This window comes from Actimicrobium sp. GrIS 1.19 (genome assembly GCF_035984655.1).
Lineage (GTDB): Bacteria > Pseudomonadota > Gammaproteobacteria > Burkholderiales > Burkholderiaceae_D > Actimicrobium.
The window spans coordinates 1-25742 of the sequence record NZ_JAXCHT010000034.1 but is presented as its reverse complement, the minus strand read 5'-3'; the positions used below and the strand labels follow the sequence as shown (position 1 = coordinate 25742).

General features: G+C 56.0%; 18 protein-coding genes and 1 pseudogene. 3 read left to right on the top strand and 16 right to left on the bottom strand.

Features of this window, described 5'->3' with window-relative positions:
• Window positions 1-317: 317 nt before the first annotated feature.
• Both RCH09_RS17740 and RCH09_RS17735 read left to right on the top strand, forming a co-directional pair.
• A complete protein-coding gene (locus tag RCH09_RS17740; protein ID WP_326942474.1) occupies window positions 318-1463 on the top strand; it encodes a DUF6088 family protein in 1146 nt (381 codons plus the stop codon).
• A 285-nt stretch (window positions 1464-1748) separates the two neighbouring features.
• Window positions 1749-1916: pseudogene (locus RCH09_RS17735) on the top strand (Txe/YoeB family addiction module toxin); the annotation flags it as partial.
• A 20-nt stretch (window positions 1917-1936) separates the two neighbouring features.
• Here the strand turns inward: RCH09_RS17735 and RCH09_RS17730 are convergent.
• Both RCH09_RS17730 and RCH09_RS17725 read right to left on the bottom strand, forming a co-directional pair.
• The gene (locus RCH09_RS17730; RefSeq protein ID WP_326942473.1) at window positions 1937-2926 is read right to left on the bottom strand and encodes a TIGR03790 family protein; all 990 of its coding nucleotides are present in this window, start codon (window positions 2924-2926) and stop codon (window positions 1937-1939) included.
• A 246-nt stretch (window positions 2927-3172) separates the two neighbouring features.
• Window positions 3173-6517, bottom strand: coding sequence for a DEAD/DEAH box helicase (locus tag RCH09_RS17725; RefSeq protein WP_326942472.1), 3345 nt, complete (start codon window positions 6515-6517; stop codon window positions 3173-3175).
• Window positions 6518-7687: 1170 nt separating this feature from the next.
• On the opposite strand from RCH09_RS17725, the gene RCH09_RS17720 reads away from it, so the two are divergent.
• Window positions 7688-8818, top strand: a complete 1131-nt coding sequence (locus RCH09_RS17720) for a hypothetical protein (RefSeq protein WP_326942471.1) — start codon at window positions 7688-7690, stop codon at window positions 8816-8818.
• Window positions 8819-9035: 217 nt separating this feature from the next.
• Here RCH09_RS17720 and RCH09_RS19745 read toward each other — a convergent pair whose 3' ends face one another.
• The 14 genes from RCH09_RS19745 to gmd form a co-directional block, all read right to left on the bottom strand.
• Window positions 9036-9194, bottom strand: coding sequence for a hypothetical protein (locus tag RCH09_RS19745; RefSeq protein WP_442785057.1), 159 nt, complete (start codon window positions 9192-9194; stop codon window positions 9036-9038).
• Window positions 9195-9419: 225 nt separating this feature from the next.
• Complete coding sequence (locus RCH09_RS17715) at window positions 9420-10838, bottom strand: mannose-1-phosphate guanylyltransferase/mannose-6-phosphate isomerase (protein ID WP_326942470.1); 1419 nt, start codon at window positions 10836-10838, stop codon at window positions 9420-9422.
• Between the two features lie 67 nt (window positions 10839-10905).
• Window positions 10906-11709 (bottom strand): WecB/TagA/CpsF family glycosyltransferase, encoded by an 804-nt coding sequence (locus tag RCH09_RS17710; RefSeq protein ID WP_326942469.1) that lies wholly within the window; start codon window positions 11707-11709, stop codon window positions 10906-10908.
• Window positions 11709-12926, bottom strand: coding sequence for a glycosyltransferase (locus tag RCH09_RS17705; protein WP_326942468.1), 1218 nt, complete (start codon window positions 12924-12926; stop codon window positions 11709-11711). The genes RCH09_RS17710 and RCH09_RS17705 overlap by 1 nt, the downstream gene beginning before the upstream one ends.
• On the bottom strand, window positions 12923-15190 hold the full coding sequence (locus tag RCH09_RS17700; protein ID WP_326942467.1) for a glycosyltransferase family 4 protein: 2268 nt from the start codon (window positions 15188-15190) through the stop codon (window positions 12923-12925). Before RCH09_RS17700 ends, RCH09_RS17705 begins: the two co-directional genes overlap by 4 nt.
• Window positions 15187-16092 (bottom strand): glycosyltransferase family 2 protein, encoded by a 906-nt coding sequence (locus RCH09_RS17695; protein ID WP_326942466.1) that lies wholly within the window; start codon window positions 16090-16092, stop codon window positions 15187-15189. Before RCH09_RS17695 ends, RCH09_RS17700 begins: the two co-directional genes overlap by 4 nt.
• A gap of 21 nt (window positions 16093-16113) precedes the next feature.
• The gene (locus RCH09_RS17690; RefSeq protein WP_326942465.1) at window positions 16114-17421 is read right to left on the bottom strand and encodes a glycosyl hydrolase; all 1308 of its coding nucleotides are present in this window, start codon (window positions 17419-17421) and stop codon (window positions 16114-16116) included.
• Between the two features lie 11 nt (window positions 17422-17432).
• Window positions 17433-18779: an O-antigen ligase family protein gene (locus tag RCH09_RS17685; RefSeq protein WP_326942464.1), complete on the bottom strand. Its 1347-nt coding sequence runs from the start codon at window positions 18777-18779 to the stop codon at window positions 17433-17435.
• The gene (locus RCH09_RS17680; protein ID WP_326942463.1) at window positions 18770-19921 is read right to left on the bottom strand and encodes a glycosyltransferase family 4 protein; all 1152 of its coding nucleotides are present in this window, start codon (window positions 19919-19921) and stop codon (window positions 18770-18772) included. Before RCH09_RS17680 ends, RCH09_RS17685 begins: the two co-directional genes overlap by 10 nt.
• A 199-nt stretch (window positions 19922-20120) precedes the next feature.
• A complete protein-coding gene (locus RCH09_RS17675; RefSeq protein ID WP_326942462.1) occupies window positions 20121-20735 on the bottom strand; it encodes an acyltransferase in 615 nt (204 codons plus the stop codon).
• Between the two features lie 137 nt (window positions 20736-20872).
• Entirely contained in the window at window positions 20873-21949 is a 1077-nt protein-coding gene (locus RCH09_RS17670) for a glycosyltransferase (RefSeq protein ID WP_326942461.1), read from the bottom strand.
• Window positions 21946-23430, bottom strand: coding sequence for a lipopolysaccharide biosynthesis protein (locus RCH09_RS17665; RefSeq protein ID WP_326942460.1), 1485 nt, complete (start codon window positions 23428-23430; stop codon window positions 21946-21948). Before RCH09_RS17665 ends, RCH09_RS17670 begins: the two co-directional genes overlap by 4 nt.
• Before the next feature lie 54 nt (window positions 23431-23484).
• Window positions 23485-24462, bottom strand: coding sequence for a GDP-L-fucose synthase family protein (locus RCH09_RS17660; RefSeq protein WP_442785056.1), 978 nt, complete (start codon window positions 24460-24462; stop codon window positions 23485-23487).
• 7 nt (window positions 24463-24469) lie between these two features.
• The gene (gene gmd, locus RCH09_RS17655; protein WP_326942458.1) at window positions 24470-25555 is read right to left on the bottom strand and encodes a GDP-mannose 4,6-dehydratase; all 1086 of its coding nucleotides are present in this window, start codon (window positions 25553-25555) and stop codon (window positions 24470-24472) included.
• Window positions 25556-25742 lie beyond the last annotated feature (187 nt).

The window sequence follows — 25742 nt, the reverse complement described above, 5'->3', positions numbered from 1 at the left end:
GACCACAGGAAAAATCGCAAACGTTCGACGTAACGCGAACAAAAAATCCGCGCTACGCCGTCGAACAGGCGGAATTCGATTTGTTCCGCGTTTCCCTAAGAGAAAATGATAGTTTTAAAGACGTACCAGCCGTCGACCTGGGCGAGTCGCCAGCACCGTCTGCTTGAAGCCGCAACGCAAAGTGTGGCCGCTTGCCGCGGCGTCCACACTTTAAAGCCAGATCAAAGGCTGGCCTGAAGGGCGAGGGTCAGAAGCAAACGCCGCTTCAAAGTATAGGGATTGCACGATACATCGATACCAAGATACCTTGATATTCAATGACAACACTTTCTGAACACATTTTGTCTGCCAGCCAAGCTCTACCAGAGGGCGCTCTGCTGACCGCCGATCAATTTCTGCATCTGGCGCCAAGATCTGCTGTCTGCACCGCCCTGGCACGGCTGGCCAACGCGAAAAAGCTGTACCGAGTCAGTCGAGGTTTGTATATCACACAGATCGCCGGGAAATTTGGATTGCGCCCGCCATCTCCCGAGTCAGTCCTCGATGCCATCATGGCCCGGACCGGCGAGACCATGACCAACACCGGTGCCTGGGACGCCAACGCCCTCCATTTGACTTCCCAGGTTCCGATGCGAGTTATTCGCCTAACCTCTGGCCTCTCGCGCAAAATCTGGGTCGGAAGTATGGAAGTCGAGCTCCGCCATGGCGAGCAGTGGCAACTGTGCCTGGGCGACAGACTGGCCGGCATGGCTATCCGCGCGGCATCAAAATATTCGAGCCTTCAGGATCTGACAAAGATTCACCGGCTACTGCCAGAATCTGACTGGGAAGAGATGCTGAGTCTCATGGCAATGCTGCCAAACGACCTCGCTCAACCCATCAGGAATTTCATGACCTATTTGCAACGCCCGATTGTTTTTGTCGATCTCGACAATGTGCTGGTCGTCGACAATTATTTCAGTGGCTACCAGACCATCGAAATGTTCAAGCATGCCAATGTGCAGGCCGATCCCGCCGGCTACCTGGACACATGGCCTGAACTCTGGGCAAACCTGATGTTCCGCCAGGGTCGCAGCAACCTGCAGGCCATCCACGACGAGTTCAACCCGATTTATGTTGCCAGCACCAGCTGGTCGCACTACCTCGATCAAGCCGATTTCATCGAAGTTTTCAAGAGGACCGGCCTCCCCTTCGTGGCCGACAACCTGCACGATGCCTGGACGACGCCCAAACGTGGCATGAAAACGCGCACAGATGAAATCCAAGCCTGGCTTGATGCAAACCACCTGCCCGGCCAACCAGTCCTCGTCCTCGACGATCTGGAAAGTGGCGCCTGCCTCGAAAAAAGCCAACTCAAGCAAGCCGGCCGGGTCGTCCTGTGTGAAATCGGAATCGGCTTCATCGACGACAAGTTGGCCGAGGCCCAGCGACTGCTGCGCGCCCAGATCCTTTCGCCGCAGTAGCAATTACCGCCAATTACCGAGGTTTTGGTAATTACCGCCGGCGCGGTAATTCCGCGAAATCGATTGTGTAACCGGCACAAGGTGCAACAGCATCGATCATCCAACGAATTTTCGACCGGTTGGTGTCAATCATCAACGGAAATTAACAGCGGTCTGGGTCTTGCCGCCACACATTGCACACCGGCCAAAACCATGGCTTGTCGCATGCCAGGATGCCCAAAATAGCGTTTGCGCAATTTCTTTGCTTAACTATACTTGCACAGGTAACAAGACAAGTATAGCTTTATAAAATCAGCGCTACGAACCCCATTCGAAGGGATTGGCAAGCCCGAACCGCTCAAAGAAAACTTGGCCGGCTTCTGGTCCAGGCGTATCGATCAGACAAATCGACTGGTCTATGAAGTGAGCGAGTCTGAGATATCAATCATCTCGTGCCGTTATGAATTTTTTTAAAAAAAATCACGGCGGCGGCCTCATCGGCCCGACATGGTCCGATACGGTGCCGCCAGTGGCTCGCCAATAAACACCCCCTGCGTCGGCCACGCGACGCTTTTCCAGTACGCCTCAATGGCCGAGGCGCCGGACAAATACTGCTTCAACAGCACCGCTGGATTGGGAAACTTTTGCCAGAAATTGCACGGCTCGGAGACCGATCCGTAACTCGCCGTAGCCCCGGCCTCCAGCCAGCGCAGGCTGCTCATCTGACCCTTGCCAAGTAGATCACCGCCGCTTGAGGTCAAATGATCGGCCATCGCACCTGCCATAAAATGCAGTGTGTCGAGCTTGGGTACGCTGACCGCGCCGATCTGATAAAACATCACATCCTGCTCGCCATCGAGAGATTCGCGATGCAGCGTCTTGACCGTCAACTTTTTCTGCGGGAACACGCCCGAGGGCGGAAAAAATGGCGCGCGCGTATTACGCTGCTTGTCTGGCGTTACCACGAAATAGGCGCTCGCAGCCGGTACCGAAAAGGCGCTGACGACGCCACGATCAATCAACGCCCTAGCCTGCTCCACCGACTCGGTCGGCAGCAGCATCGACAAGCGCATGCCAAAGTCATCGAACGGTCGTACTGACGCCGAATTGAAATACCGGCTCGGCCTCCCCGATGCGCAAGTCTGCACGCACTGGGCGGGATCAAACCCGAGCGTCAGCGCCGACGTGATCGAATTGCATTCGACCGCATACGGCGCGGTCCACACCAGCACCATGGCCTGAATCCCCGGATGCAATTGCGCATCGATCTTTTGCTTCAACAAATCGAATCCCGCCACGGTCAACGTGTGCGGGCTGCCCGGGATCTGCACGTGGATGATGTTCTTGTCGGGGATGTGCCGCGCAGTGCGGTAGTACTCACCGACCGCGACGCTGTTGGCGTCATCGTCGTTGATGATGACGGCGACGTCGTTGGCCGACAGGGTGTACGCCGGCGCGCGGGCCGGCGCGGGCGATTGGTTCACGCGCTGCGCCGTCGCGTTCAGGGACAGTAGCAGGCAGCAAAACATAAGCATTGATTGGAGCAAGGGGATTCCTGATTGGGTTTGAGGCGCGAGCTGAAGGATGACTATTTAAGTTACGATTGTAAATGTCGGCGAACTGGCCCAGACGATGGCAGCACGAATCAAGCCGATAAAGCCGCGTGCCCCTTCTAGGCTGCGGTCATTTCGATCCCCGATTACGGAACGCTTTTCCTGACTCACCTCGCTCTACGTTCGGATGAGGGCACGCACCGGTAACTTCGCAGCGGGTGATAAAGTCGGCATGACCGGGATAGATTCGAACAAGGCGTCCAGATCATCGACAGAGAATTTGACAACTTCGGCGGCGTTGTCGGACAGGATAGCGTTGGCCAGTGCGGCTTTTTTTTCTTGCATCACGACGATCTTTTCCTCGACGCTGCCGGCCGTAATGAGCTTGTAGACGAACACCGGTTTGTCTTGCCCGAGGCGATGGGCACGATCAGTGGCCTGGTTTTCGACCGCCGGATTCCACCAGGGATCGTAGTGAATCACTGTGTCGGCCCCGGTCAGGTTCAATCCGACGCCTCCAGCCTTCAAGCTGATCAAAAAAAGCGGCACTTCACCTTCCATGAAGCGCTTGACCGGCGCGCGGCGGTCGATGGTCTCGCCCGTGAGTACTACATAGGTAATTCCGGCCTGATCGAGCGCGGCGGCAATGAGATCGAGCATGCCAGTAAACTGCGAGAACAGCAGGATGCGACGACCATCCTCGATCAACTCGGGCAGCATGTTTAGAAGCAGCGCTAACTTGGCCGATTCCTTGATACGCGCGGCTTGCTTTATTTTAACCAGTCTGGGGTCACAACACACCTGGCGCAATTTTAGCAGTGCTTCCAGCACAATGATGTGGCTGCGCGCGAGCCCCTTTGCGGTGATTGCCGCACGTACCTTGTCGTGCATCGCGGCGCGCACGGTCTCATACAGATCACGCTGCGCCCCTTCAAGTTCGACGGTACGCACGATAATCGTCTTCGGCGGCAGTTCGGTAGCGACTTCATCTTTACGCCGTCGCAACATGAAAGGGCGGATGCGACGCGCGAGCAGATCGCGCCGAACGGTGTCGCCGCCTTTTTCGATCGGCTTACGCCAGCGTCGCGTAAAATCTTTATGAGTACCGAGAAAACCGGGCAAAAGGAAATCGAATTGGGCCCACAGTTCACCAAGATGGTTTTCCAGCGGTGTGCCGGTCAGACACAGGCGGTGACGGGCGCGTATTTGGCGAATCGTGGTGGCCGCCCTAGTTGCGGAATTCTTGACGTATTGGGCTTCGTCCAGAATCAACAGATGGAATTCGTGTTCGGCCAGCGCTTGCTGGTCGCGCCACAGCAAGGCATATGTTGTAAGAACCAGGTCATGCGCACCAATCTGGTCGAAGCGAGCATGGCGTTGCGGGCCGTGCAAATCGAGTACGCGCAGATCCGGCGTGAAACGTTGTGACTCTTCGCGCCAGTTGTGCATGAGTGTCGTCGGCACGATGATCAGCGCGGGCCGGTCGAGCCGGCCAGCTTCCTTTTCGGCCAGAATATGCGCGAGAGTTTGCACGGTTTTGCCAAGCCCCATCTCGTCGGCCAGCACGCCAGACAAATTGTGTTCGCGTAAGAACTGCATCCAGCTCAGACCCTGCCGCTGATAGTCGCGCAATTCGGCTTGCAGGCCCTGCGGAACGGACGCATCGGTGACGCCCGGCCCCGCTAAGAGGCGCTGTGCAAGTAGACGGATCGACGCATCACCATGAAACTGCCAGCGACCAGTTTGGTCGAGCGCGTCGAGTCGCCCCGCATCCCATTCCGGCACGCGCAGATTGCCCTCCCCTACGGTGTCGAATAGATCAATGAGCACTCGGACGACAGGTTTGAGCCGACCGGCGACCAGCCGCAGTCGTTCATCACGGTCAGTCTTGAGGTCGATCCATTCGCCATCGGCAATGGCGTCGAGCTGCCCCGACAACCAGCGTGCATCGCGCCGGAACAACTCTGCCAAGAGCGGCTCGAGACGCACAGTACGTTCGTTGACCGTAATGCCCATATCGATGTCGAACCAGCCGTCGCCACTATGGCGAAGATGACCGTCGATCGCCTCGATCTCGATCACATTGAAGCGGAACGCGTCCGACATCACCACCTGCCAGCCGTCTTCACGCAGTTTTGGCAGGACTTGTCTTGCGAAGGCAATCCAATTTTCCGCATTGTCAAAACCCAGCATCCCGTTGGGAAAAGACTTGGGGCCATAGGCTCCGCTGACTGGCATTTTTTGCAACCCGACATGGTGCAAAGCGATCAGATGATGTTGCTCACTGTCGAGATCGCGCTTGATCTGCATCACTTCGCCATCGGCGGCGCGCACCAGTGTGGTGTTGCTGTGGGCGTCAAGACGTACTTCCGCGTATTCGAAGCTGACCGTCGCGAAATCCAGCACATCTTGCGCATCGGATTTGGAGCCGGATCGGTAGAGAGGCAAAGTATCAAGTGACAGTACCGGTACGGGCGCGGCGTCGATCACTCGCAGGTCCGGCGCGTTGTTCGCTGGCGGCATTGGCAAATCGGGAGCGACTGTGCGCAAAACATTGGCCACCAGCGCGGCCTCGTCAAGCGAAATAGCGGGCATCGAGAGCAAGGCCGAAAGCGCGTCGGTACGCCACGGTATCTCGACCGTCCCGGCGTCTCCTGTTTGCGCATCGACGTACCAGTATGGCTGCGACGTCGTCAATAACATGGTGGCGGGTGGCTCGGTTTGGAAAATCGGCCGCACGCGGGTGTCCGTCTGCGCTTGCCACACAATCTGGCCCACCCGGGCAGGACCGCAATGCAGTACGCAGGGCCGGCCGGAATGCATCGTGCTGGCAGTTGGCGCAGCAAACGCGCGCCCGGTCGCAATGAGTTTTTCCATGATGGCCGCGCCGGTGGCACCTTGGAGCGTGAAGCCGCCGGTGTGTTCACGCGAGCGGCCCAGCCACAGCCCGCGCAGAATCGGCAAATCTGCTTCGGCGACAAACTGCGGCGGCTTAAGCAGCGCATTTTCGACGTTGTACCACGGCGTATCAAGCGAACGCACCATGCCGTCGGCGCCAATTCGGACCTTATAGAGAGAAATTTCCGGATGTCCGCGATACGATCCGGCGATTAGGTAGGCCAGCGCATGCGCGGCCTTTGCGGCGACAGTCTTTTTGCCGCCAGATGCCGGTGCCAGCTTCGCGCGAAAGTGTTCGAGCCAAGTCACCAATTCTGGGCGAACGCCAGTAATTGGTTGCGTCGGGACCAGATCAAGACCGGCAATCAGGAGTGCCGCCACATGTTTGCAGTCGATCTCGACCGGACAGGTACATTGTCCTTCAATCCACATGTCTTCATCGATATCGTAAAAAGACACTTGAACTTCATAGGGACGGGCGCGTGTTCCCTGAACCTGGCCACTCAGAACGTCGGCGCTTTGCCAGTGCAAATTCGACACTGACTGTACGTAACCGTATGCCTTGAGCAGCGTATGAGAGCCTAACCAATGCGTGATTTGTTTGCGGTCGTAGAATTGGGACATGGCAGGGTGGTTGGTTATTAAAAAATTAACAGGTGTTTACGCGGGACGGTTGACCAATTCCCGGCGCCGACAGGACTTAAACAGGGCCCAGTCAGGCTGGCGATACATGACATTAATTGTTAACGACATCAGGTCGGGTGCCATCCATTCGGCCGATGTAAGCCATTATCGCAAACTGAATTAACGGTTCCTTGTCCGTACTCCCCAATTTTTGTTTGGTATTCGACTTCGAAGTCGATATCGATTAATTCTCCCATCCGTTACTGCAGGTCAGGATTCTGGTTGCACCCACTCTTCGCCTGGCATGATTCACTTCAAAAATTCATCGAACAGCGGCACATTAAATAGCGTGTCGCCGTGAATCGAACTCCACACGATTCCTTTTGCAATAAGGCTACTACGCACGGGAGCTAATGATGGACTCTTGCGCCCCAATTTGGCGGCGATATTGCCGGATCGATAAGGCCTATGCCCAAGCCCTAGCTCAGCTATTGTACGCAGCTATTTCTTCTCAGCTGCAGTCAGCCTGTCGAAACGCACATGGGAAAAATTCTCGTCAAGCACAGCGACAACTTCCGCCGAAGCCGTTTCCACATCCCCGCGTGTAATTTTTAACGAGGTGCATTTAGCGGACCGATCAGAGGGAAATCGAACAGCCGTTCTGCATATAGCTTCGGTTCTCCCATACGGCCCCGCAAATGTGGGAGGCCTGCGTCTACCACCACAAGTGGAAGCTGTAACTCGAAGCAACGGTGCAAAGCCGAAATCAGCACGACAAGCTGCTCCTTCTGAAACGTATTGTGGTACGTCGACGACGATGGCGACCAATGCATTTTTTCAACTCCAGAACACAACACACATTTTTTATTTGCAACCACGCCCTACTGGTTGTGTGACGCTCTGTGCAGGGTTGAGTAGAACCTCTGACGCCGTTCCAAGTTTACAAACTAGCTCTTTTTGGACAACGAATTTTGACGAAATGTATTCACGACGACGCCAAATCGTCCCGCTAAGCCCCTGAAATTTTATTTGAGTTGTTCGTCTGCACCTTGTCCTCCGTGCTCAAGCGTAGTGAGAATAATCTGGAGTGTTGGCTTGTTTCAGGCATTTATTTGGATTCATCTAGGTTGACAACTACCGAAGTCGAAGCGTCACAACAAAAGGATTGACATGAACGAGAAATCTGAACTTATTGAACGCGCCAGAGCAATTTTTACGGGCCGCTTGAAACGCAAATTAAAACCCAGCACTATAGAGGATTACGAAAAAAAAGTTGCCTCATTACGAAAGAAATTGGGCACAACCTATAATGTTGATGCATTAATTGCAGAGGCAATGAACACGTCAAAAACGTTAACTTGGCAGGCAAACAAATCTGCAATAATTTTGAAAATATGCAATTCGCTTGAAAGTTTCGTTGCAAAGTATGATGCAATGAACCACGAGCAGATCGACGTCGAGCAAAAAATATCACTTATCGAATCAGAAATCTTAAAAAAACTGATCTCGCGTATCACTACATCTCTGACATTAATCGAAAAAATTCTCAAAGCCACGTTTCCGCTTAATGGACGTCAAAATCGACACTCCAAACGAGCAGATCTTCAGCCATTGCCTGATGGCTGGCAAGAGAGAATTGCTAAAAGAATGCCAAGTTATTATCTTGCTGCACTTGTCACAGCAGTAACTGGTTGCCGCCCTTGTGAACTAATTCGCGGGGTGACTCTTACCATCAATGAAAATGATGGAAAACTGATCGCACTTATTTATGGAGCAAAGATTACGAACGCAAGTGGGCAAGAATGGCGTCGGCTATACTTTTCCATCGACAGCGAATCTTCTTTAATACAAGCAATAATAAAAATCGTCCGTGCTGGCGCCACTGGGAACGATCTTGTCGTCTTAGTTGATAGCGCGAAAAAATTTAGTGGCGCCATGCGTGCGGCCGGAGAACGCGAGTGGCCGAAACTAAAGTCCACCGTAACACCTTATTCGATGAGGCATCAATTCGCTGCGTACATGAAAGCTATCGGTGCATTAACGAGTTGCGAAATATCGGCGGCGCTAGGGCATTGCACTGACGTGACAAAATCCCGATACGGACACGCCAGCATGGGAAAATCAGCTTGGGCTTTATCACCAAAAAGTGTCGAAGCCGCAAGAGAGGTACGAATAAAAAATCCTTCGAACGCCGCAAAAATCAAAAACATCCTCGGAAAAGAAACCGCTGAGTTCCACGGTCCGGCTGAAAATGGCCCGGAAATCGGCGTCGACGAGAACATGGCAAGTCGCGCAGCCTAGCAATTTTTCGGCTCCCAGGCAACATAGAAAAAAGGGTCGTTGGCCAAAACACCTGCATCAAAAACTCCAAGGAAATCCGGTCCGGGAGGCCATGCGATATCTCTACGATAAAGTGTGGATTTCCTTAGCTGAACGCCGCATAAATTAACATCGCGAACCAAAATGGAGGAGCAGGGTGGGCAAATCACCGTATTATATAATTCGAGGTTGGCCGACACTAAACTTTGATACGTAACTCGAAGGTCAAACACATCGTAAATGCGCTGATGATAATAAACAGCTGCACGCCGAACTGACTCGACCCTGCCAAGAACTGCAATGCAGAGACACCAGTCGAGAATGTCTGTCCCGTATGCAAAGCCATCACCTCAATTATCGCGATGCCCCGGCGAGGTCGAGATAGGCAATCCGTCCGCCTGCATCCCCAGCGTATTTACCCACCCCGGCTTCAGAAATAAATCGCCACTGAGTGCCACAATGATTCCGTAAAAATTTCATCATTTGCCGTCAGTGCCGTGCGTGCGTACTCATGACAAGGGATGCTAAGGAATTTTCCATCACAGTGTCGTCCCGATAAAATTCCTGTGCATCTTTTGCATTCCTACGCCCGCTTATAAATATCCTCAAACCGAACAATATCGTCTTCCCCCAGATAACTGCCCGATTGAATTTCAATCAAATGAAGCGGCAACTTGCCCGGGTTTTCCAGCCGATGCGTCATACCGATCGGAATATATGTCGATTCGTTTTCGCAAAGTAGGCGCACATTATCCCCGCATGTAACCAGCGCAGTGCCGCTGACAACGACCCAATGTTCCGCGCGGTGATGGTGCATTTGCAGCGACAGTTTTTCGCCCGGGTTGACGGTGATGCGCTTGACCTGAAAACGGTCGCCGACGTCGATGCCTTCGTAGCTGCCCCACGGACGATAGACCTGGGTGTGATTCACGTGCTCGGTGCGTTTGCTTTTCTTCAGGTGATCAACCACCTGCTTGACGCGCTGGACCTGATCCTTGTGCACCACCAGCACGGCGTCGCGGGTTTCGACCACCACCACGTCCGACACGCCGATGACCGCCACCATGCGGCGCTCGGCGCGCACCAGCGAATTGCTGACGTCGTCGAGATAGACGTCGCCATGCACCACGTTGCCGTTGGCATCGGACTGTTGCACGTCGGCCAGCGCGGTCCACGACCCCACGTCACTCCAGCCGATGTCGGCCGGGGTCACCACCGCGTGCCGGGTGTGCTCCATCACGGCGTAATCGATCGACTCCGAAGGACAGGCGGCAAAGGCCGCTTCTTCGAGCCGGCAGAAATCCAGATCGCGATACCCGTTCTTGACCGCCTGTGCACTCAGCGCCGCCATCTCGGGACGCAACGCGGTCAGTTCATTCAGATACACGGCGGCGCTGAACAGGAACATGCCGCTATTCCACAGATAACCGCCGTCGGTGACGAATCCCTCGGCAGTGGCGCGGTCCGGCTTTTCAACAAAGCGAGCGACCGCAAAGCAGCCCTGCGCATTGGCGACCGCTGTGCCCTGGCGAATGTAGCCATAGCCGGTCTCCGGCGCAGTCGGCACGATGCCGAAGGTCGCCAGCGCACCGTGCACGACCGCACCGGCAGCACGAAGCACTGCCGCCTGAAATGCTGGCACATCGCGGATCACGTGATCCGCCGGCAGCACCAGCATAACCGCCTCGGGGTCGAGCGCCAGCAAAAAATTGGCGGCGGAGGCAACGGCTGGGGCGGTATTGCGACCTTCCGGTTCCAGCAGAATACCGATGGGCGTGACATCGATCTGCCGCAACTGCTCGGCGATCATGAAGCGATGCTCGTTGCCGCACACGATCAGCGGCGCCATCACGTTGGGCATGGCGGCCATGCGGCGCACGGTGTCCTGCAACATGGTGTACTCGGACGTCAGCGCCAGCAACTGCTTGGGCAACGCCGCGCGCGACATCGGCCACAACCGCGAACCGGAACCACCGGAGAGAATGACGGGGTAGATTTTCATGGGGTCACTGCCTTTTCATTTTTAAAAATTTTTCCGACACGCGCAGCACACCAGCGAACTGGCTGCATCAAGCGGCGCCAGACTCATCCTGCGGTGTCTTGCGGTCGCGGCCGAAGCGCGCCGACCACAGCTGCCCTGCCGCACCAAGCACAAACAGCGTATTGGTGACCAGATAACGCCGCCACAAGCGCCGCGGCTCCGACACCAGTCGATACAACCACTCCAGCCCGGCGTGCTGCATCCACAGCGGCGCGCGCTGCAAGGTTCCTGCATGATAGTCGAAGGCCGCACCGACGCCGATCATCACCGCATGGATGCGACCGCGATGGGCTGCCATCCACTGCTCCTGCTTCGGACAGCCCAGGCTGACCCAGACGGTTCCCGCGCCGGACATGTTGATGCGCTCCACGTCGGCGGCATCCTCCTCGTCGGTCATGCTGCGATACGGGGGTGAATACGCCCCGGCAATGATCAGCCCGGGAAACGATTGCTTGAGTTGCTGCTGCAGCGTTTCCAGCGTGCGCTGCTGGCCGCCATACAGATAGATGCTTTCGCCGCGCTGCGCCGCCAGCGCACAATACTTCCACATCAGATCCGGCCCGTTGATGCGCTGCTGCCCGGCGTGGCCGGTCTTGCGCAGCATGACGGCCACCGGTGCGCCGTCCGGCGTGGCCATGTCGGCGCCGTCGACGATGCGCCTGAAATCAGCATCCTGGGCCACCGTCACCACCGAATGCGCATTGCAGATGCAGACATAGCGCGACTCGCGCACCACTGCCCAGCCGCTGATGCGCGCCAGTGCGGTTTCCCAATCCACCACATCGATCAGTGCGTTGAGCACCGCTCCCCTTACCCTTTGGTCCTGCAACATCACTGACGCTCCCTTGACACCGCCCGGATCGCTTCATCGTAGATGGCGATCAATTGCGGATAATTGCGTTCGGCAGAAAACTCTGCTTCGTATTTGCTGCGCGCATTGCGGCCCATGACGGCCATCTCTTGCGGATGGCTCTGCGCCCACTGCATTTTTTCAGCCAGATCGGCGGCGTTGCCCGGTTCGAACAGCAGGCCGGTGACGCCGTCTTCAACCAGGTCGGCCAGCGGCCCAAGACGGCTGGCGATCACCGGCAACGCACACGCAAAGGCCTCGACCAACGTGCGCGGGAAACACTCGTACCAAATACTTGGCAGCACCAGCGCGAGAGCACGACTCATCTGTGCGCGCACGACCTCACCGGGCAACGCGCCGAGTCCGGTCAGACGCGCCACGCCATCAAGCAGGTGCGCTTCCGGGCCGGTTCCGGCCACCGACAACTCGCCACCATCGACGCTGCGCCATGCTTCGGTCAGGACGGCCACGCCCTTCTCGGCCGACAGCCGGCCAACGAACAGAAAACCGGCGCGATCAGCGACTGGCGGCGGCGTGAAGTCGACAAAATTTGGCTTGATCACCACGCGCTCGGCAGGCAAGCCGCCAGCGATGAATTTGTCGCGGCAAAACGCGTTCAGTGCAATGTAACGGGTGACCTTCTCGCGGTACGTGCCCAGCGCCCGATGCACCACCAGCATGCCGGCCAGCACCGCCGTCTGCGCCGGCGAATCGCGGTAGCAGCCATGCAGGACGCCGCGCCACGGCAGCTTGCCCAGACAGTCTTCGCACACCTTGCCATCGCGCAGATACATCGCCTGCGGACAGTGCAGCCGAAAATTGTGCAGCGTCTGCACCACCGGCAGGCCGGCATCGCGCACCGCCCAATAGGCAGACGGCGAGATCAGCGGAAAGGTATTGTGAAAGTGCACAACATCTGGCTGGAAGCGTTGCAGCGTCGCGCCCAACGCCGTGACCGACTGGCGCGACCAGATGGTGTCGGCGGCGATGGTGCTGCGTGGGAGTGTCTTGAGTTCATCGTTGTGGCGCTCGAACATTTCCACCGCATGACCGTGAGCGCGCAGCAGGTCGCGTTCGGCGTCGACCACCGAGTCTTCGCCGCCGCGCAACTGGTAGGCGTTGTGGACGATCAGGACCCGCAGCAATGGCTTCGATGCCGCAGCCGCGTCGAGGCACTCGCGCGCAAGCGGCGCGTTCATGCTGTCTTTCCGATCAGCGTCGCGGAGGTGCTGTGACCCAGGCAACGTGCAATGCCCTCACAAAAATGCTCGGCCATTTTTTCCAGCGAGACGCTGTCGGCACTCCGTTCGCAACCTCGCTGGAGACGCTGGTACAGGACGGGATCGCGCATGAGCCCCAGTACCGCGTTCGCATAGACCTCGACGTCGTCGGCGGTCATCAGTCCATTGACGCCGTTGTCCAGGTAGGCGATCTCGGGAGAGTGAAAGCCGCAATCCGAAGTGACCATCGGCACGCGCGCGACAAAGCTGTCGAGGATGCCCAGCCCGACCATGCCGGGATTGAGCATCACGGTCGACATCTTCAGCAACAGGGCTTTTTCACGGCCGGTGCGCGCACCCATCCAGTGGATCCAGTCGCCGTGCTGTGCAAGCGCCTGGCGCACCAGCTCGCGCTCAGGGCCATCGCCGACAATCACCAATTCGAAATCCGGCAGCGCACGGCGCAGGCGGCGCGCTGCTTCCAGCAAAAAGTCGATTTTCTTTTCGGCGTGCAGCGATGCAATCATGATGCCGACCGGTCCGCTACCGATGCCAAACACATTACGCGCCTGCCCGACCAGCGCATCAGTGCCCGCCGCCAGATCATCGGCCAGCGCATGGGTGTCAATCGAATTGTTCAACACCGTCACGCGATCTGCCGGGAAATGCGCCTCGTCGACCACCACCCGTGCGCTCAGATCGGTGTAGGCAAACCACCAATCGGTGCGGGTCAGCAGCCAGCGTTTCATGCGTTCGCGCAGGGAGTTCGCATTGGCCGCCTGAAAATTGCGGCCATGGCCCCAGAACGCCATTTTCTGGGCCTGATGCAAAAGCCGGAACACGTAGTTGAACAGCAGCTTGTTTTCCTGGGTCATGACCACCAGATCCGCGCCCCGCACTTCGGCATTGGCGTTCTGCCAGCACAGCCGATTGTTGAGCCAGTAGTGGCACGGCACATAGTGCCCCCACGGCAGCACGCCCAGGTCCATCTTGGCTTTTTCTTCCGGCGTCGGCTCGCCAAACACCACCGCCAGTTCGATGCCGGCGCGGTCGAGCATGTCGCGCATCAGGTCGAACAGGGGAATGCGGTAATGTGTCATGCGGCGCTGAATGATGACCACTTTCGGACGCCGCTCACCGGAGCCGACACCCGCAGGTGCGATGCTGGCTGCCACGGCATGGGCAATGCCGGCGGCGGCGTTGTCGAAGGTGTATTCGCCCACCAGTTCACGCGCACGCGCCGACATGGATTCGTACAGCAGGGGATCGGTCAGCAATTGCACGGCGGCGTCAATCCAGCGGGCATGATCGAGCGGCATGACAAAGCCATTTTCGCCATCGCGGATCAGCTCGGCCGCCGAGCCGGCCACCGGCGTAATCAGCACCGGCAAGCCTGCCGCGCAGGCTTCATTGGCGACCACGCCCCAGGGCTCCCACTGGGTGGGAAACAGAAAGATGCGCGCCGCCCCGTACAGTGCCGGCAAGGCGTCCTGTTGCGAGAAACCGGCAAAGGTGCCGTCAATTTCGGCCGCAGCGGCGGAGACGGCAGCGCGCATGTCGGCTTCCATCTCACCGGAGCCAACGAACAGGATCGAGGTGCGCCGACCGAGCTTGCGGGCGACGCCGCGGGCAATCTCGATGGCGAACAGCGGGTTCTTGATCGCAACGAAGCGGCCGCAAAAAATGAAATCAAACATTTTTTCATTGTGCGGCGCGTTAATGAAGGCAACATTGTTCGCGCACAGATGCGACTTGAACATCTTCTTTTCGTCAACACCATAGCTGCGGTACAACGCGAACGCGCCGTCACTGGCACCGACAAAGGCTTGCGTACCAGCGTAAGTCAGCCGCCGCACGGCGCGATGCATGAACGACAGGGTTTGCTCGGAGCGCAATGTACCGTCTGTCATTGCCACGTGCCGGGCGCCATGCAAGCGGCAATACAGCCAGGCCAGCATGTGGGTCGGATTGAATCCGGTGGTGATCACCACATCCGGCCGGAAGCGGCGCAATTGCGCCCACACATCCGGATTGGCATGGATGAAACGCCCGCGGAAACTGATGAATCGTTCGCGCAGAAAGACGCGCTTGAAGTCGCCGCCCTGCACATTCCATTCGCGGTCCGGCTCGCGTCCGCTGAAAAAAAACACGCACAGGTCGATGCCGGGCGTGTTGGCCAGCAACTCATATACCGGCAGCCGATACGGCGCCGGAATATTGGTGACCATGGCGACACGGGTCATTTGCGACGGCCTCGTTGATAGCGCCCGCTCAGCAGACTCAGATACGGCCAGCTGAAGTACAGCGGCCACAACAACCCCATGTGACGGCGCGTCAACACGAGCCACGAACGCCACGGCAAGCCCTTGCGGTTGAGCATCAGCTTCCAGCGCCGCGACATCGGCAGGCTGCTGTCCATGTAGGTGCCGGTGGGCGGGTTGTCGCTGCAGGTGCCATACACGCCGGGCCCGACCCAGACCCCCACACCCAGCTTGCGGGCGCGCAGCGCGTAATCGGTATCGCCCATCGCGTGCTCGAAGGCCGGATCGAGGTTGCCGACGATCTGCGCCGCCGCGCGTGAAATCAGCACGATGTTGCCGGTCATGGAATCGCACAGGTGCGGCTGGTCATCGGGCTTGATGCGCACAAAGGTCGTGCGCTTGATCGACGACACCTGCAACTCGCCGCCGTAGGTGACGACCCCGGTGACCGGATCGATGGTGCTGCCGACGACAATGACCGGCTTGCCCTGCTTCGTGCGCAGTTCCGCTTCGCAGCGCAGCAAGCGGGCCAGCGCATCCGGCTGCAGCATGGTGTCGTCGTTGAGCCAGAGGTAAAAGTCGTAGTCGTCGCGCAGTGCGGTGGCGAAGGCCTGGTGCATGCCGCGGCACCAGAACAGGTTGCCGCTGCCGCGCACAACCTGCACCCAAGGGAAAGCAGCGTTGACTGCTTCCGCCGTGCCATCGGTGCTGCCGTCATCGACCAGCACGACCGACAACTGCACCTGATCGATACCGGTGTTGGCGCTCAGCGCAGCAAAGCAATCGAGCGTGTTTTGCTTTCGATTAAAGCATGTCAGCAGCACCGCGATGCGCGTCGGCGACGATGGCGAAATGCCGGAAGATGGTAGGGGGGATGGGGTCATTTGGTTGGTGGGTTAAGGAAATCAGCGGCCGGTGGCGCGCACAATGCGCACCCGCACCGGGACGGGTCCCAGCGCAAACGATAGGGCACCAGAATTGTTGGCAGAGGCTAACGAAGATGTACCGCCAAGCAACGGATCGACACCGGCGATCGTCCAGCCCAGCGGCGCATTGACAGTTCGCATCGCGTCTTTCGCGGCCCACATTACGAGATAGCGTTCGGTACCACGCGTGCCGTCGCACTGCACCACATCGGCGCGACTGCTGCATCCAGTCAACCGACTTCCAAGCAGCCACGACTGCAATCGCTGTAGAGCCTGATAGCCAGGCAGGCTGTCGCCGTTGCGGGTTACCATGCCGCTACGGTCGTTATCCCATGCGTAATAATAAAAATGCTCCATTCCACTGGCTGCGCCGAGAATAAGCATTTGCGCTAGGCGGGCAATGGAGTCATCGCGGGTCGTAGGGATTACGCCGGAGGTTGGATCGACGTTAGCCGGTCTTTCGACGCCAGTTTCGGTGTTCCACAATGGCAGACTTGCTACCCCAGTACGCTGCATAATCGCGCGCACTTCCTTAACATTACGGACAAAGTCGTCAGTACTGTCGGAATAAAAATGATAGCAAACCGCCTGTACATATTGATTGCCGCCCGCGGCGAGGAAACTTTCCAGCCGGTCCGGTCCGTTTGTGAAACCGGGCGTACACAGCTTCGCATTCGGCGAATAGACGTCAAGTACCTTGCGCGCGGCGCGTGCCATTTCAACCATCTTCGCGATGCTACCGGTGTAAAACCCGTGCGCTCCGCGATCACGCGCATAATCTGAAAAATTTGGTTCATTCCACAATTCATAAGCCCCGATCCGTGTCCCGTAGCGTTGCGCGACGCGGCGCACATACTCTTCCCAGTGTTCGATACGTATTGCCTCGGCGGCGCAACCCAGTCCATACGGACACGGCTCGTCGGGCCGGGCAGAGGCCCAGCGCGGTGTGGAGCCGAGGACATACAACACCGTCGCTTGGTGCGCGACTGTTGTATCGACCCATGTATCCATCCTGTCAAACTGCCAACTTCCTGCGTGTGGCGCGATATCTTGCCAACTCGTGCCGGAATCCCAAAGGCGCACCGTACCGAAGGCAATTTCCGGCCATTGTGTCCGCACAGCGTGCTCAGCTGGCTGCACAAGCAAACGATGAAAATGCACTCCAAAATACGCCGGCGAAATTTCTTTCGGATGTCCCGATGTCACGTCGTGATAAGGATCGGCGCTGACCAATTCGGAAACCAAAAAAAATGTAAGAATAACCACTAAACGAATCAGCGATTTCATATAGTTCTCCTTTAGGTCGGCTGCGGATGCTCGAAAATCAACGGGAGCGAGTTTTTGCCTGCAACATAAGCAAGTGCGGCCCCGAACAGAAAACCTTGCAGGTAATCAACACCATAGGGAATGTAGTACGTCAATTGCATCGCCATCAATACCAACAGCACTTCCGCTTCGATTCCGCCTCGACCGTCCCGAGATAGCTTGTAAAGGCCAGAGATCACAAACCAGTTCGCTGCCAAATATGCAAGAAGCCCAAGCAACCCAGTATTGAATAATGTTTGTACGTAAAGGTTGTGTGCAACATAATTAATTTTACGTGTGAGACCTTGACCGTCCTTAACGTACCGCGAGTTGTCGGTGCCAAAACTTTGCCCAATGACAATCGACCGAACACCCGCGCCATACCAGTTTTTTACGATTTCACCCCAGCTTTGGAGGCGCTCCCCCCCGGTCCCGCTTCCAGAAAATGCTCTTGAGGCAGACGATCCGACCTGTTCAGATACGCCCGACAAACTACTGTTGAAGGCAAGCGGTACCGCCGTAACTGCCGCTATGCTTACCAGCAAGATCAACTGGCTACTAGTTGATCCGCTCTTGGAATTACCGAGCAGTAATCGAACTAGTATTCCAACGATCGCCGCCAACCAAACCGATCTGTGCTGTAACGCCAGCACTGCCGCAAGCAAAAATGGAGAAAAAAGACGCGCTATAGTAAAACCTGGAGATGCCGCAGCAAAGAAGACACCGCCAATAAGGACTTGGGCTAGGACCAAAGCGCTGTACGAATAAATTACTCGAATCGCACCATCGACGTTGTAACTCCCACCAGGCGGCAAAAGACTAGGGATGGGCGTGTAGTAAACGATCCAACGGTAAATCGCAATTCCGATAAGCAAAAAAGCGGAAATGGCGAAGGCACTGAATATCTGGCGAAGGCGCGCCTCGGTCATCGTGAAGCTCATCGCATATAGGCTGGCTGCCATAAAATAAAAATAAGCTCTAGCTTGAACACCAGCGATCGATCCAAATGAAATAAGACCCGTTCCCAAGCTGACCAATATCAGCCCGCAAAAAGCCAGCCAGGGCCAATATCTGTTAGGAAAATCCACAGCGAAAACCAAGCGTAGCCCGGCCGCTACGGACAGCAGACCAAGGAAAATATCTGCGTAATAAAAATTAATTCCTAAATTAAAACCTCCCTCGCCAAGTGTAAGTGTGTCGATAATAAAAATACTGCACACCATCACAAGCCCGATCCAAAATCGCGAATAACACAATACGAGCAATGCTGGAACTAACACCCCGCATAGAGCCATAAAGAGGTATGGTGCACCCATAAGAATGTAGGAAATTATTTCCATCTCAGACGCTCAGAATTTTTTTGCTTGGCGGCATGATTATGTTGAGCGTCTTGATACAAGGAATAAAAACGATCTACAACTTTCGTGGTGGAAAACCGTTCAGTTGAGTTAGCGACTCCTTCATGCGAAATTTGCTGATAACGCAGTGGCTCAAAAGCTGCGTCGAGTGCCAATCTAATGGCGTTTGGATTAGCCACATCGCACAGCGTCCCGCATTTTCCGACCACCCAAGGCACAGCCCCGCTTTTTTGCCCTGCAACAACCGGCAATCCGATCGCCATTGCCTCGGCAATAACCATTCCAAAAGATTCTTCGAGCGAGGGATGCAATAAGAGGTCAAACGCAGCAATCGCGTTAAGCAAAAGATGGTGCGAAGTAGCGCCATGAAATACCATTCCCCCATCAATCCCTCTGCTGACGCACCAGGACTGCGCAATTTCGTTGGCACCAAATCCATGACCAAAAAGATGCAGCTCTGCATCTGGATGGTCACGTCGAAATTCAGCAAAGCCGAGAAGCGCAGGCTCCGGGTTTTTCCGCACGTCCCAACCGTTGCACACCATAACGATTCGAGCAGAGCTTGGGGCGTTTCGGGGTCGACTTAGAGAGAACGCCAGTGCGTCGACTGGATTGGGGACGACTTCAATTGGTGTAGATGCCAATTCTTGAACTTCGTCCCGCATGTAAGGCGACACCGCTGTAATGCACTTCGCCTCCCGCAGAACCTTGCGGCCCATCAGAACCCGAAGCCAACGGTAAGCACTAATTGTTGGACGGCTGGAGCTGTACATTTTGGCAATTGCAAACGGCGAATCGTGACAGGTTACAACGTGAGGAATTTTTGTCGCCATGGCGGCGAGAGAAAATTCGTAAGCCCAGTGTGCATGAACAACGTCCGGAGCGGCTGCCAATATTGCGCGCTGCAACGATCTCCGTTCATCACGATATAAATCGACAATGCGACCTGGACGCCATCCGTTCATCTGCCACGCACGAGGCCGCATTGGACAATAGGTCATGCTGAAATTTTTCCCCGTGGCAGTCACGGTCGAATTTCGTACCAACGGCATATCGCTCGATAACGTCGTTGCCGAAACATGATGACCGCGCCGAAGCAACTCGGTAATCAAGGTTCCCAGCAACGGCGCACCCGAATAGCCACGAGGCAACCCGACGACATCCCCTTCTACGAGGTGCGCGATATTTTGGGTGTCAATGGGTCCGACTATTCCTATATGCATATGTAAATTCGCTGGTTCTATTGAAATACCTCGGATCAGATCAGAAAGTGGTCTGATTGATACAATCCATCTTTGCCCCGACTTTAATTCGACGTGCCCTTCACTCCACAATTTTTCCGATAACCCGTGCCGGGTTCCCTGCAACAATCGAATTCGCGGGAATGTCGCGGGTCACAATTGAGCCGGCACCAATTACTGCGTTGTCACCGATGACGACCCCCTTCAACACTATCGCGCCGGTGCCTAAAAAGACATTATTACCAATCGAAACCGGCCTTGATGCAATGTCCTCGACGTTGTCGTTATGTCGTCTGTTGGTAGCCTTTAATGCATGGAAATCCGTATCAGTCACGACGACATTTGCGCCAAACAGGCATCCCGAACCAACCGTTACCCTTATTGCTGCGCAAATCGTCGCGCCACTAATTCCTGTGTCGGCACCAATTTCAATCCTTGCTGCAGGCCGCAGCGTTCGCAAAATTACAGGATGGTTGACACCCAGCGCCGTATACTCTGAAACGGAGCATAAGCTCACTTTTTCACCGAGCGAAATATAACTTTTTGGCGCCAACGATACCAACGGCCGCCCAAAAAATTCGACATTGCTGGCAATTTTTACACCAGCGCGCCGTACAAAAAATGGAACTGCCGTGCGCCACCACAGAAGGTGAAGAAATTCCGGGTAACGGCTAATACTTAACAATTTAGACAACATCTGATTCACCTTGCCTTTAATACCTGAAACGAGGCGATGGAATGTGTCGACCTCATTTTAATTCGCACGTCCAATTTGAATCTGCAAGCTCGTGATGCTCGACTCCGAACAGCGCCGGCCATTTATCAAATTAATTTTTAATCACCAGAAGTTGCCCTTGAAATTTCCTGGTCCGAATTGAAAAATTCATCCGACACGACTTGCATAACATCACCATAAATTTGGTCCGCGTGAAAATGACGAATCATGTGTTTGGAAGCCGCCATACCGATTTCAATACGGCGATCAACGGGCATTGAAAGCAGATAACGCGCAATGTCCACAGCTTCTTTCGCGGTATCAAAGCAATAAAGTCCTGGAATTCCACCAAAGACCAGCTCATATCCGGGCTGACGATTGGTTAAAAATGGCACGCCGTTGGCAAGACTGATCATCAGGCGATCAGAGGTGTACAGCGGTAGCGTATAGAAGTGATCCCACGAAATGCTCATCCACGCGCTACGGGTCATTTCGCTTTGTAGATGAAAGGGAATTGGGCCGCGCATATAGGGTTTTCCGTCCCAGCCCTTCCCGGCGCCATAAACGGCGAAGCGCTCGCCGAGGCTTTCAAAAAGCACCTTCGCCAGTTGCTGGCGCTGTCTTCCGCCCGGAAGATACAAGCCTGGAATACGCTTGATACGATGCAGGTTGGCGATCATTACTATGTCCAACGGACGAAACCGTGAAGGCTCCCACGGCAAGCCAAAGCGCTCACTATCAAAGGAATGCGGGGAAAACCTGATGTTGGTGGCACCGGCCTTACGGGCAGCGTCGGCCAGATAACCCAGCCCGACAAGGAATACCATGTCTGATGCCGCCATGACCGTTTTCAGGGTGGCATCCAATGGTTTGAAAAAGGTCCCGTATGCGTCGCCTTCCCACAAAACCAATCGTGGGCGAGAAGGCAGGTTCTTCAATTGCTGTAAAAAAATGCGATCGACCGGATAACTATCGGTCATATGCTGAACAAAAATCACGTCGGGCGCAAACCCGCGTGCAGTGCTGAGTAATTCCTCCAATGCCGCGCGATGATTCCCCAACGTTTGGGCGCGCACCAGATACGAATATGCCTTGTAGGCGCTCAGACGACCTTCCGCATGAAATCGTTCGAAGGCCCGGCGAGGTCCGATCTGGTCGCCTTCGGCACCCTCGTTGGGCAAATATAGCAATTTCATGATTGGTGGCGCACGACAGGAATGAAGCGACTCAGATGGGGAACGCGTTGAACCAGTTCGATGACAACTGGCAAACGGCCCAGAGCTTTTCGACCGCCCCAGGAGACAAAAATCAAGGCAGCGCCGCCGGCTACTATTTCAAGTATCAAGGCCACCCACCGAGGTGCTGCCACGGGCAACGCATGGGCCGCCATCCAGATCAATGAAAACGCAACCCAACCGTTCAACAGTGCAATCGACAAAATCAACCGAAACTCTCGTAAGGGCGGGTGCAACAGTTTAACGACCAGGGCGGCCATCAGTCCGAAGCGGGTCCATTCGGCAATGACGATGGCGCAAGCAATACCCACTAAACCGTATGGCAACAGCAACGCGAATGCAATGACCTGCAATGCCAGGACAAATCCCTGAATCTTCAGTTTTGGTTTGAGCTCACCCATGGCGTCAAGTGTGACGCCAACCAAATGAGAGAGATATTGCGGGGCGACCGACAGTGCGAGTATCTGCAATATCGGGATAGCCTCCAGCCATTTATTTCCCAACAGGACAGCGACGATATCGGGCGCGGCAGCAATCATTCCAAACGTAACGGCAAACGCGTAGCTTCCCAAGACCAACACGCTTATCTGGAGACTATCAAGTTGACGTTGATTGCCGAGTCGGCTTATCACAGGAAACAATGCACCCGTGATGATGTTGGCGGGCTGTTGAACCGGCAGGTTAGCCAATAGGGATGCGCGCCCGTACATCCCTGTTGCCGCGGTGCCAAAGAATTTACCGATGATTACTGCGTCCAGACTCCCGCTCAAAAATTCGATAAAGCCAATGATGGAATAGCGAGCGCCAAACTTGAAGAAATGAACCCGTTGTTGTTTCAGATGCCGCCAGCCAAATTCGTGTCTGCTTACCAGGTAGGCGAATGTTGTCATGATGACGCTCTGTGAAAGGACTGCGCCTACTAACGCCCAGACGCCAAAACCAAGATATGCCATGGTGATTCCGACCAGGCCATAACCCAATACGTACGCACTGCTTTCAATCATCGCAATGTTCTTGAAGCGCATCTGTCGACGTAGCAGACTCAACGACACCACCGAAATTCCACCGAGTAGGAAGTTTGCGGACAACGCCTGCATGACAGATGTCAACGTTGGCATGTTGAAGAAATTGGCAGCAAAAGGCGCGGCAATAACTGCTATCACCGTGCACGCAGCTGAAATGCCCAAGGAGACGCTCAGCGCCGCCCGCACATCCCCGTCTTCCAGCACTGGTTTTTGAATCAGCGCGGGGCCAACACCCATTTGTGCAAAGTAGGTCAGGAACCGCAGCATTACGTTGGCCATTGCGATCAGACCAAAGTGTATTGGGTCCAGCAGTCGGGCCATGATTGCCATGAACACCAACTGGAACAGGACGTTCACGGTTGTCGACAGCCCGCCCCATCCAATGCCATGCAGCGTTCTGTTTAGGGAGCTACCCATGCCAGCGCCAAGCGTTCTCAATACCAACCGAAGCGCCTGTCATGCGCAAAAATTTCATGGAACAGCATGCGCTGCAAGAAAATCGGCATAGGCTCGTTTGACTCCCGCCCTGAACTCCGTCTTTGCTTTCCAGCCCAGCGCGGTCAGGCGCGTGACGTCCATCAGCTTGCGCATGGTGCCATCCGGCTTGGTGGTGTCGAACTGCAGTTCGCCTTCGTAGCCAATGACACTCTCGACCAGTTCGGCCAGTTCGCGAATGGTCACGTCGTGTCCGACCCCGACATTGATCAGCGGTGGCAGCCCGTCATTGCGATCGGATGCGAGCAACGGTGTGAACTGCGGATCGCCGAGGTTCATCAGGAATACGCAGGCGTCGGCCATGTCTTCGCTGTACAGGAATTCACGCTTGGGCGTGCCGGTGCCCCAGACCGTGACGCTTGGGCTGTCGTTGTGCTTGGCTTCGTGAATCTTGCGAATCAGCGCCGGCAGCACGTGCGAATTGTTGAGGTCGTAGTTGTCGCCGGGACCATACAGGTTGGTCGGCATTACGGCCAGGAAGCGGGTGCCGTACTGGCGGTTGTAGGACCAGCACTGCTCGATGCCGGCCAGCTTGGCCAGCGCATACGGGCGGTTGGTCGGTTCCAGTTCGCCGGTCAGCAAGTACTCTTCCTTCATCGGCTGCGGTGCCAGTTTCGGGTAGATGCAGCTGGAGCCGAGGAACAGCAGGCGATCGACGTTGTTCTCGTAGGCGGCATGCAGCACGTTGGTCTGGATGGCGATGTTGGAGCGGATGAATTCGGCCGGATACGTATTGTTGGCCTGGATGCCGCCGACCTTGGCTGCGGCCAGGAAGACGTGGTCGGGCTTCTCTTCCTTGAAGAAGGCATCGACGTGCTGCGGCTGGGTCAAATCGAGTTCGGCATGGGTGCGCAGCAGCAGGTTGGTGTAACCACGTGCCTGCAGATTGCGCATGATGGCGGAACCGACCAGGCCACGGTGGCCGGCGATGTAGATTTTGGCGTTCTTGTCCATGGCGGGATTACTCATGATAGTCAAAGGCGGTAAAGCCGTGCTTCTTGACGAGTTCGTCACGTTCGGCGCTTTTCAGATCTTCACGAACCATCTCGGAAACCAGTTCGTGGAAGGTGGTCTTTGGGGTCCAGCCGAGTTTTTCGCGCGCCTTGGTCGGGTCGCCGAGCAGGGTCTCGACTTCGGTCGGACGGAAGTAGCGCGGGTCGACCTTGACGATGACCTTGCCGTGCTGGTCGGTTCCGGTTTCATCGACGCCGACACCCTTCCAGTCGATGTGCATGTCGAGTTCGTTGGCGGCGGCGTTGACGAAATCGCGCACGCTGTACTGCACGCCGGTGGCGATGACGAAATCATCGGCGACGTCCTGTTGCAGCATCAGCCATTGCATCTCGACGTAGTCCCTGGCATGGCCCCAGTCACGCAGCGAATCCATGTTGCCGAGGTACAGGCAGTCCTGCAGTCCGAGCTGGATGCGCGCCAGCGCGCGGGTGATCTTGCGGGTGACGAAGGTCTCGCCACGCAGCGGCGATTCATGATTGAACAGGATGCCGTTGCAGGCATACATGCCATACGCTTCGCGGTAATTGACGGTGATCCAGTAGGCGTACATCTTGGCCACGGCATACGGGCTGCGCGGGTAGAACGGCGTCTTTTCGGTCTGCGGCGATTCCTGCACCAAGCCGTACAGCTCGGAGGTGCTGGCCTGATAGAAACGGGTTTTCTTTTCGAGGCCGAGGATACGCATCGCTTCGAGGATGCGCAGCGTGCCGATGCCGTCGGCGTTGGCGGTGTATTCGGGCGTATCGAAACTGACCGCGACGTGGCTCATGGCGGCGAGGTTATAGATCTCGTCGGGCTGCACCTGCTGGATGATGCGGATCAGGTTGGTCGAGTCGGTCAGGTCGCCGTAGTGCAGCACGAAGTTGCCGTCCGAGACATGCGGGTCCTGGTACAGGCTGTCGATGCGGTCGGTGTTGAACAGCGACGAGCGACGCTTGATGCCGTGCACGATGTAACCCTTCTTGAGCAGGAACTCGGCGAGGTAGGCGCCGTCCTGGCCGGTTACGCCGGTGATCAGGGCTGTTTTTGTCATGGTGCGGGGTCTCGGTTAAAGGTCGTGGGAAGTAATGATCGGTTAAGTAGATTTGCTCACGGCAAACCGGTAAGCCAGGTTTTGTCCGACGGCTTTAGCCTGAATTTTGCATAAAAAAGGGCAAGAATGCCGTAAGTGATTGATAAAATGTAAGTTATCGAGAAACACACTCATCAACACAAACGCC

Excerpts from the sequence above, each read along its gene's own strand:
- RCH09_RS17740 (WP_326942474.1), top strand. The coding sequence starts at position 318 with ATGACAACACTTTCTGAACACATTTTGTCTGCCAGCCAAGCTCTACCA.
- RCH09_RS17725 (WP_326942472.1), bottom strand. The coding sequence starts at position 6,517 with ATGTCCCAATTCTACGACCGCAAACAAATCACGCATTGGTTAGGCTCT.
- RCH09_RS17720 (WP_326942471.1), top strand. The coding sequence starts at position 7,688 with ATGAACGAGAAATCTGAACTTATTGAACGCGCCAGAGCAATTTTTACG.
- RCH09_RS17715 (WP_326942470.1), bottom strand. The coding sequence starts at position 10,838 with ATGAAAATCTACCCCGTCATTCTCTCCGGTGGTTCCGGTTCGCGGTTG.
- RCH09_RS17710 (WP_326942469.1), bottom strand. The coding sequence starts at position 11,709 with ATGTTGCAGGACCAAAGGGTAAGGGGAGCGGTGCTCAACGCACTGATC.
- RCH09_RS17705 (WP_326942468.1), bottom strand. The coding sequence starts at position 12,926 with ATGAACGCGCCGCTTGCGCGCGAGTGCCTCGACGCGGCTGCGGCATCG.
- RCH09_RS17700 (WP_326942467.1), bottom strand. The coding sequence starts at position 15,190 with ATGACCCGTGTCGCCATGGTCACCAATATTCCGGCGCCGTATCGGCTG.
- RCH09_RS17695 (WP_326942466.1), bottom strand. The coding sequence starts at position 16,092 with ATGACCCCATCCCCCCTACCATCTTCCGGCATTTCGCCATCGTCGCCG.
- RCH09_RS17690 (WP_326942465.1), bottom strand. The coding sequence starts at position 17,421 with ATGAAATCGCTGATTCGTTTAGTGGTTATTCTTACATTTTTTTTGGTT.
- RCH09_RS17685 (WP_326942464.1), bottom strand. The coding sequence starts at position 18,779 with ATGGAAATAATTTCCTACATTCTTATGGGTGCACCATACCTCTTTATG.
- RCH09_RS17675 (WP_326942462.1), bottom strand. The coding sequence starts at position 20,735 with ATGTTGTCTAAATTGTTAAGTATTAGCCGTTACCCGGAATTTCTTCAC.
- RCH09_RS17670 (WP_326942461.1), bottom strand. The coding sequence starts at position 21,949 with ATGAAATTGCTATATTTGCCCAACGAGGGTGCCGAAGGCGACCAGATC.
- RCH09_RS17665 (WP_326942460.1), bottom strand. The coding sequence starts at position 23,430 with ATGGGTAGCTCCCTAAACAGAACGCTGCATGGCATTGGATGGGGCGGG.
- RCH09_RS17660 (WP_442785056.1), bottom strand. The coding sequence starts at position 24,462 with ATGGACAAGAACGCCAAAATCTACATCGCCGGCCACCGTGGCCTGGTC.
- gmd (WP_326942458.1), bottom strand. The coding sequence starts at position 25,555 with ATGACAAAAACAGCCCTGATCACCGGCGTAACCGGCCAGGACGGCGCC.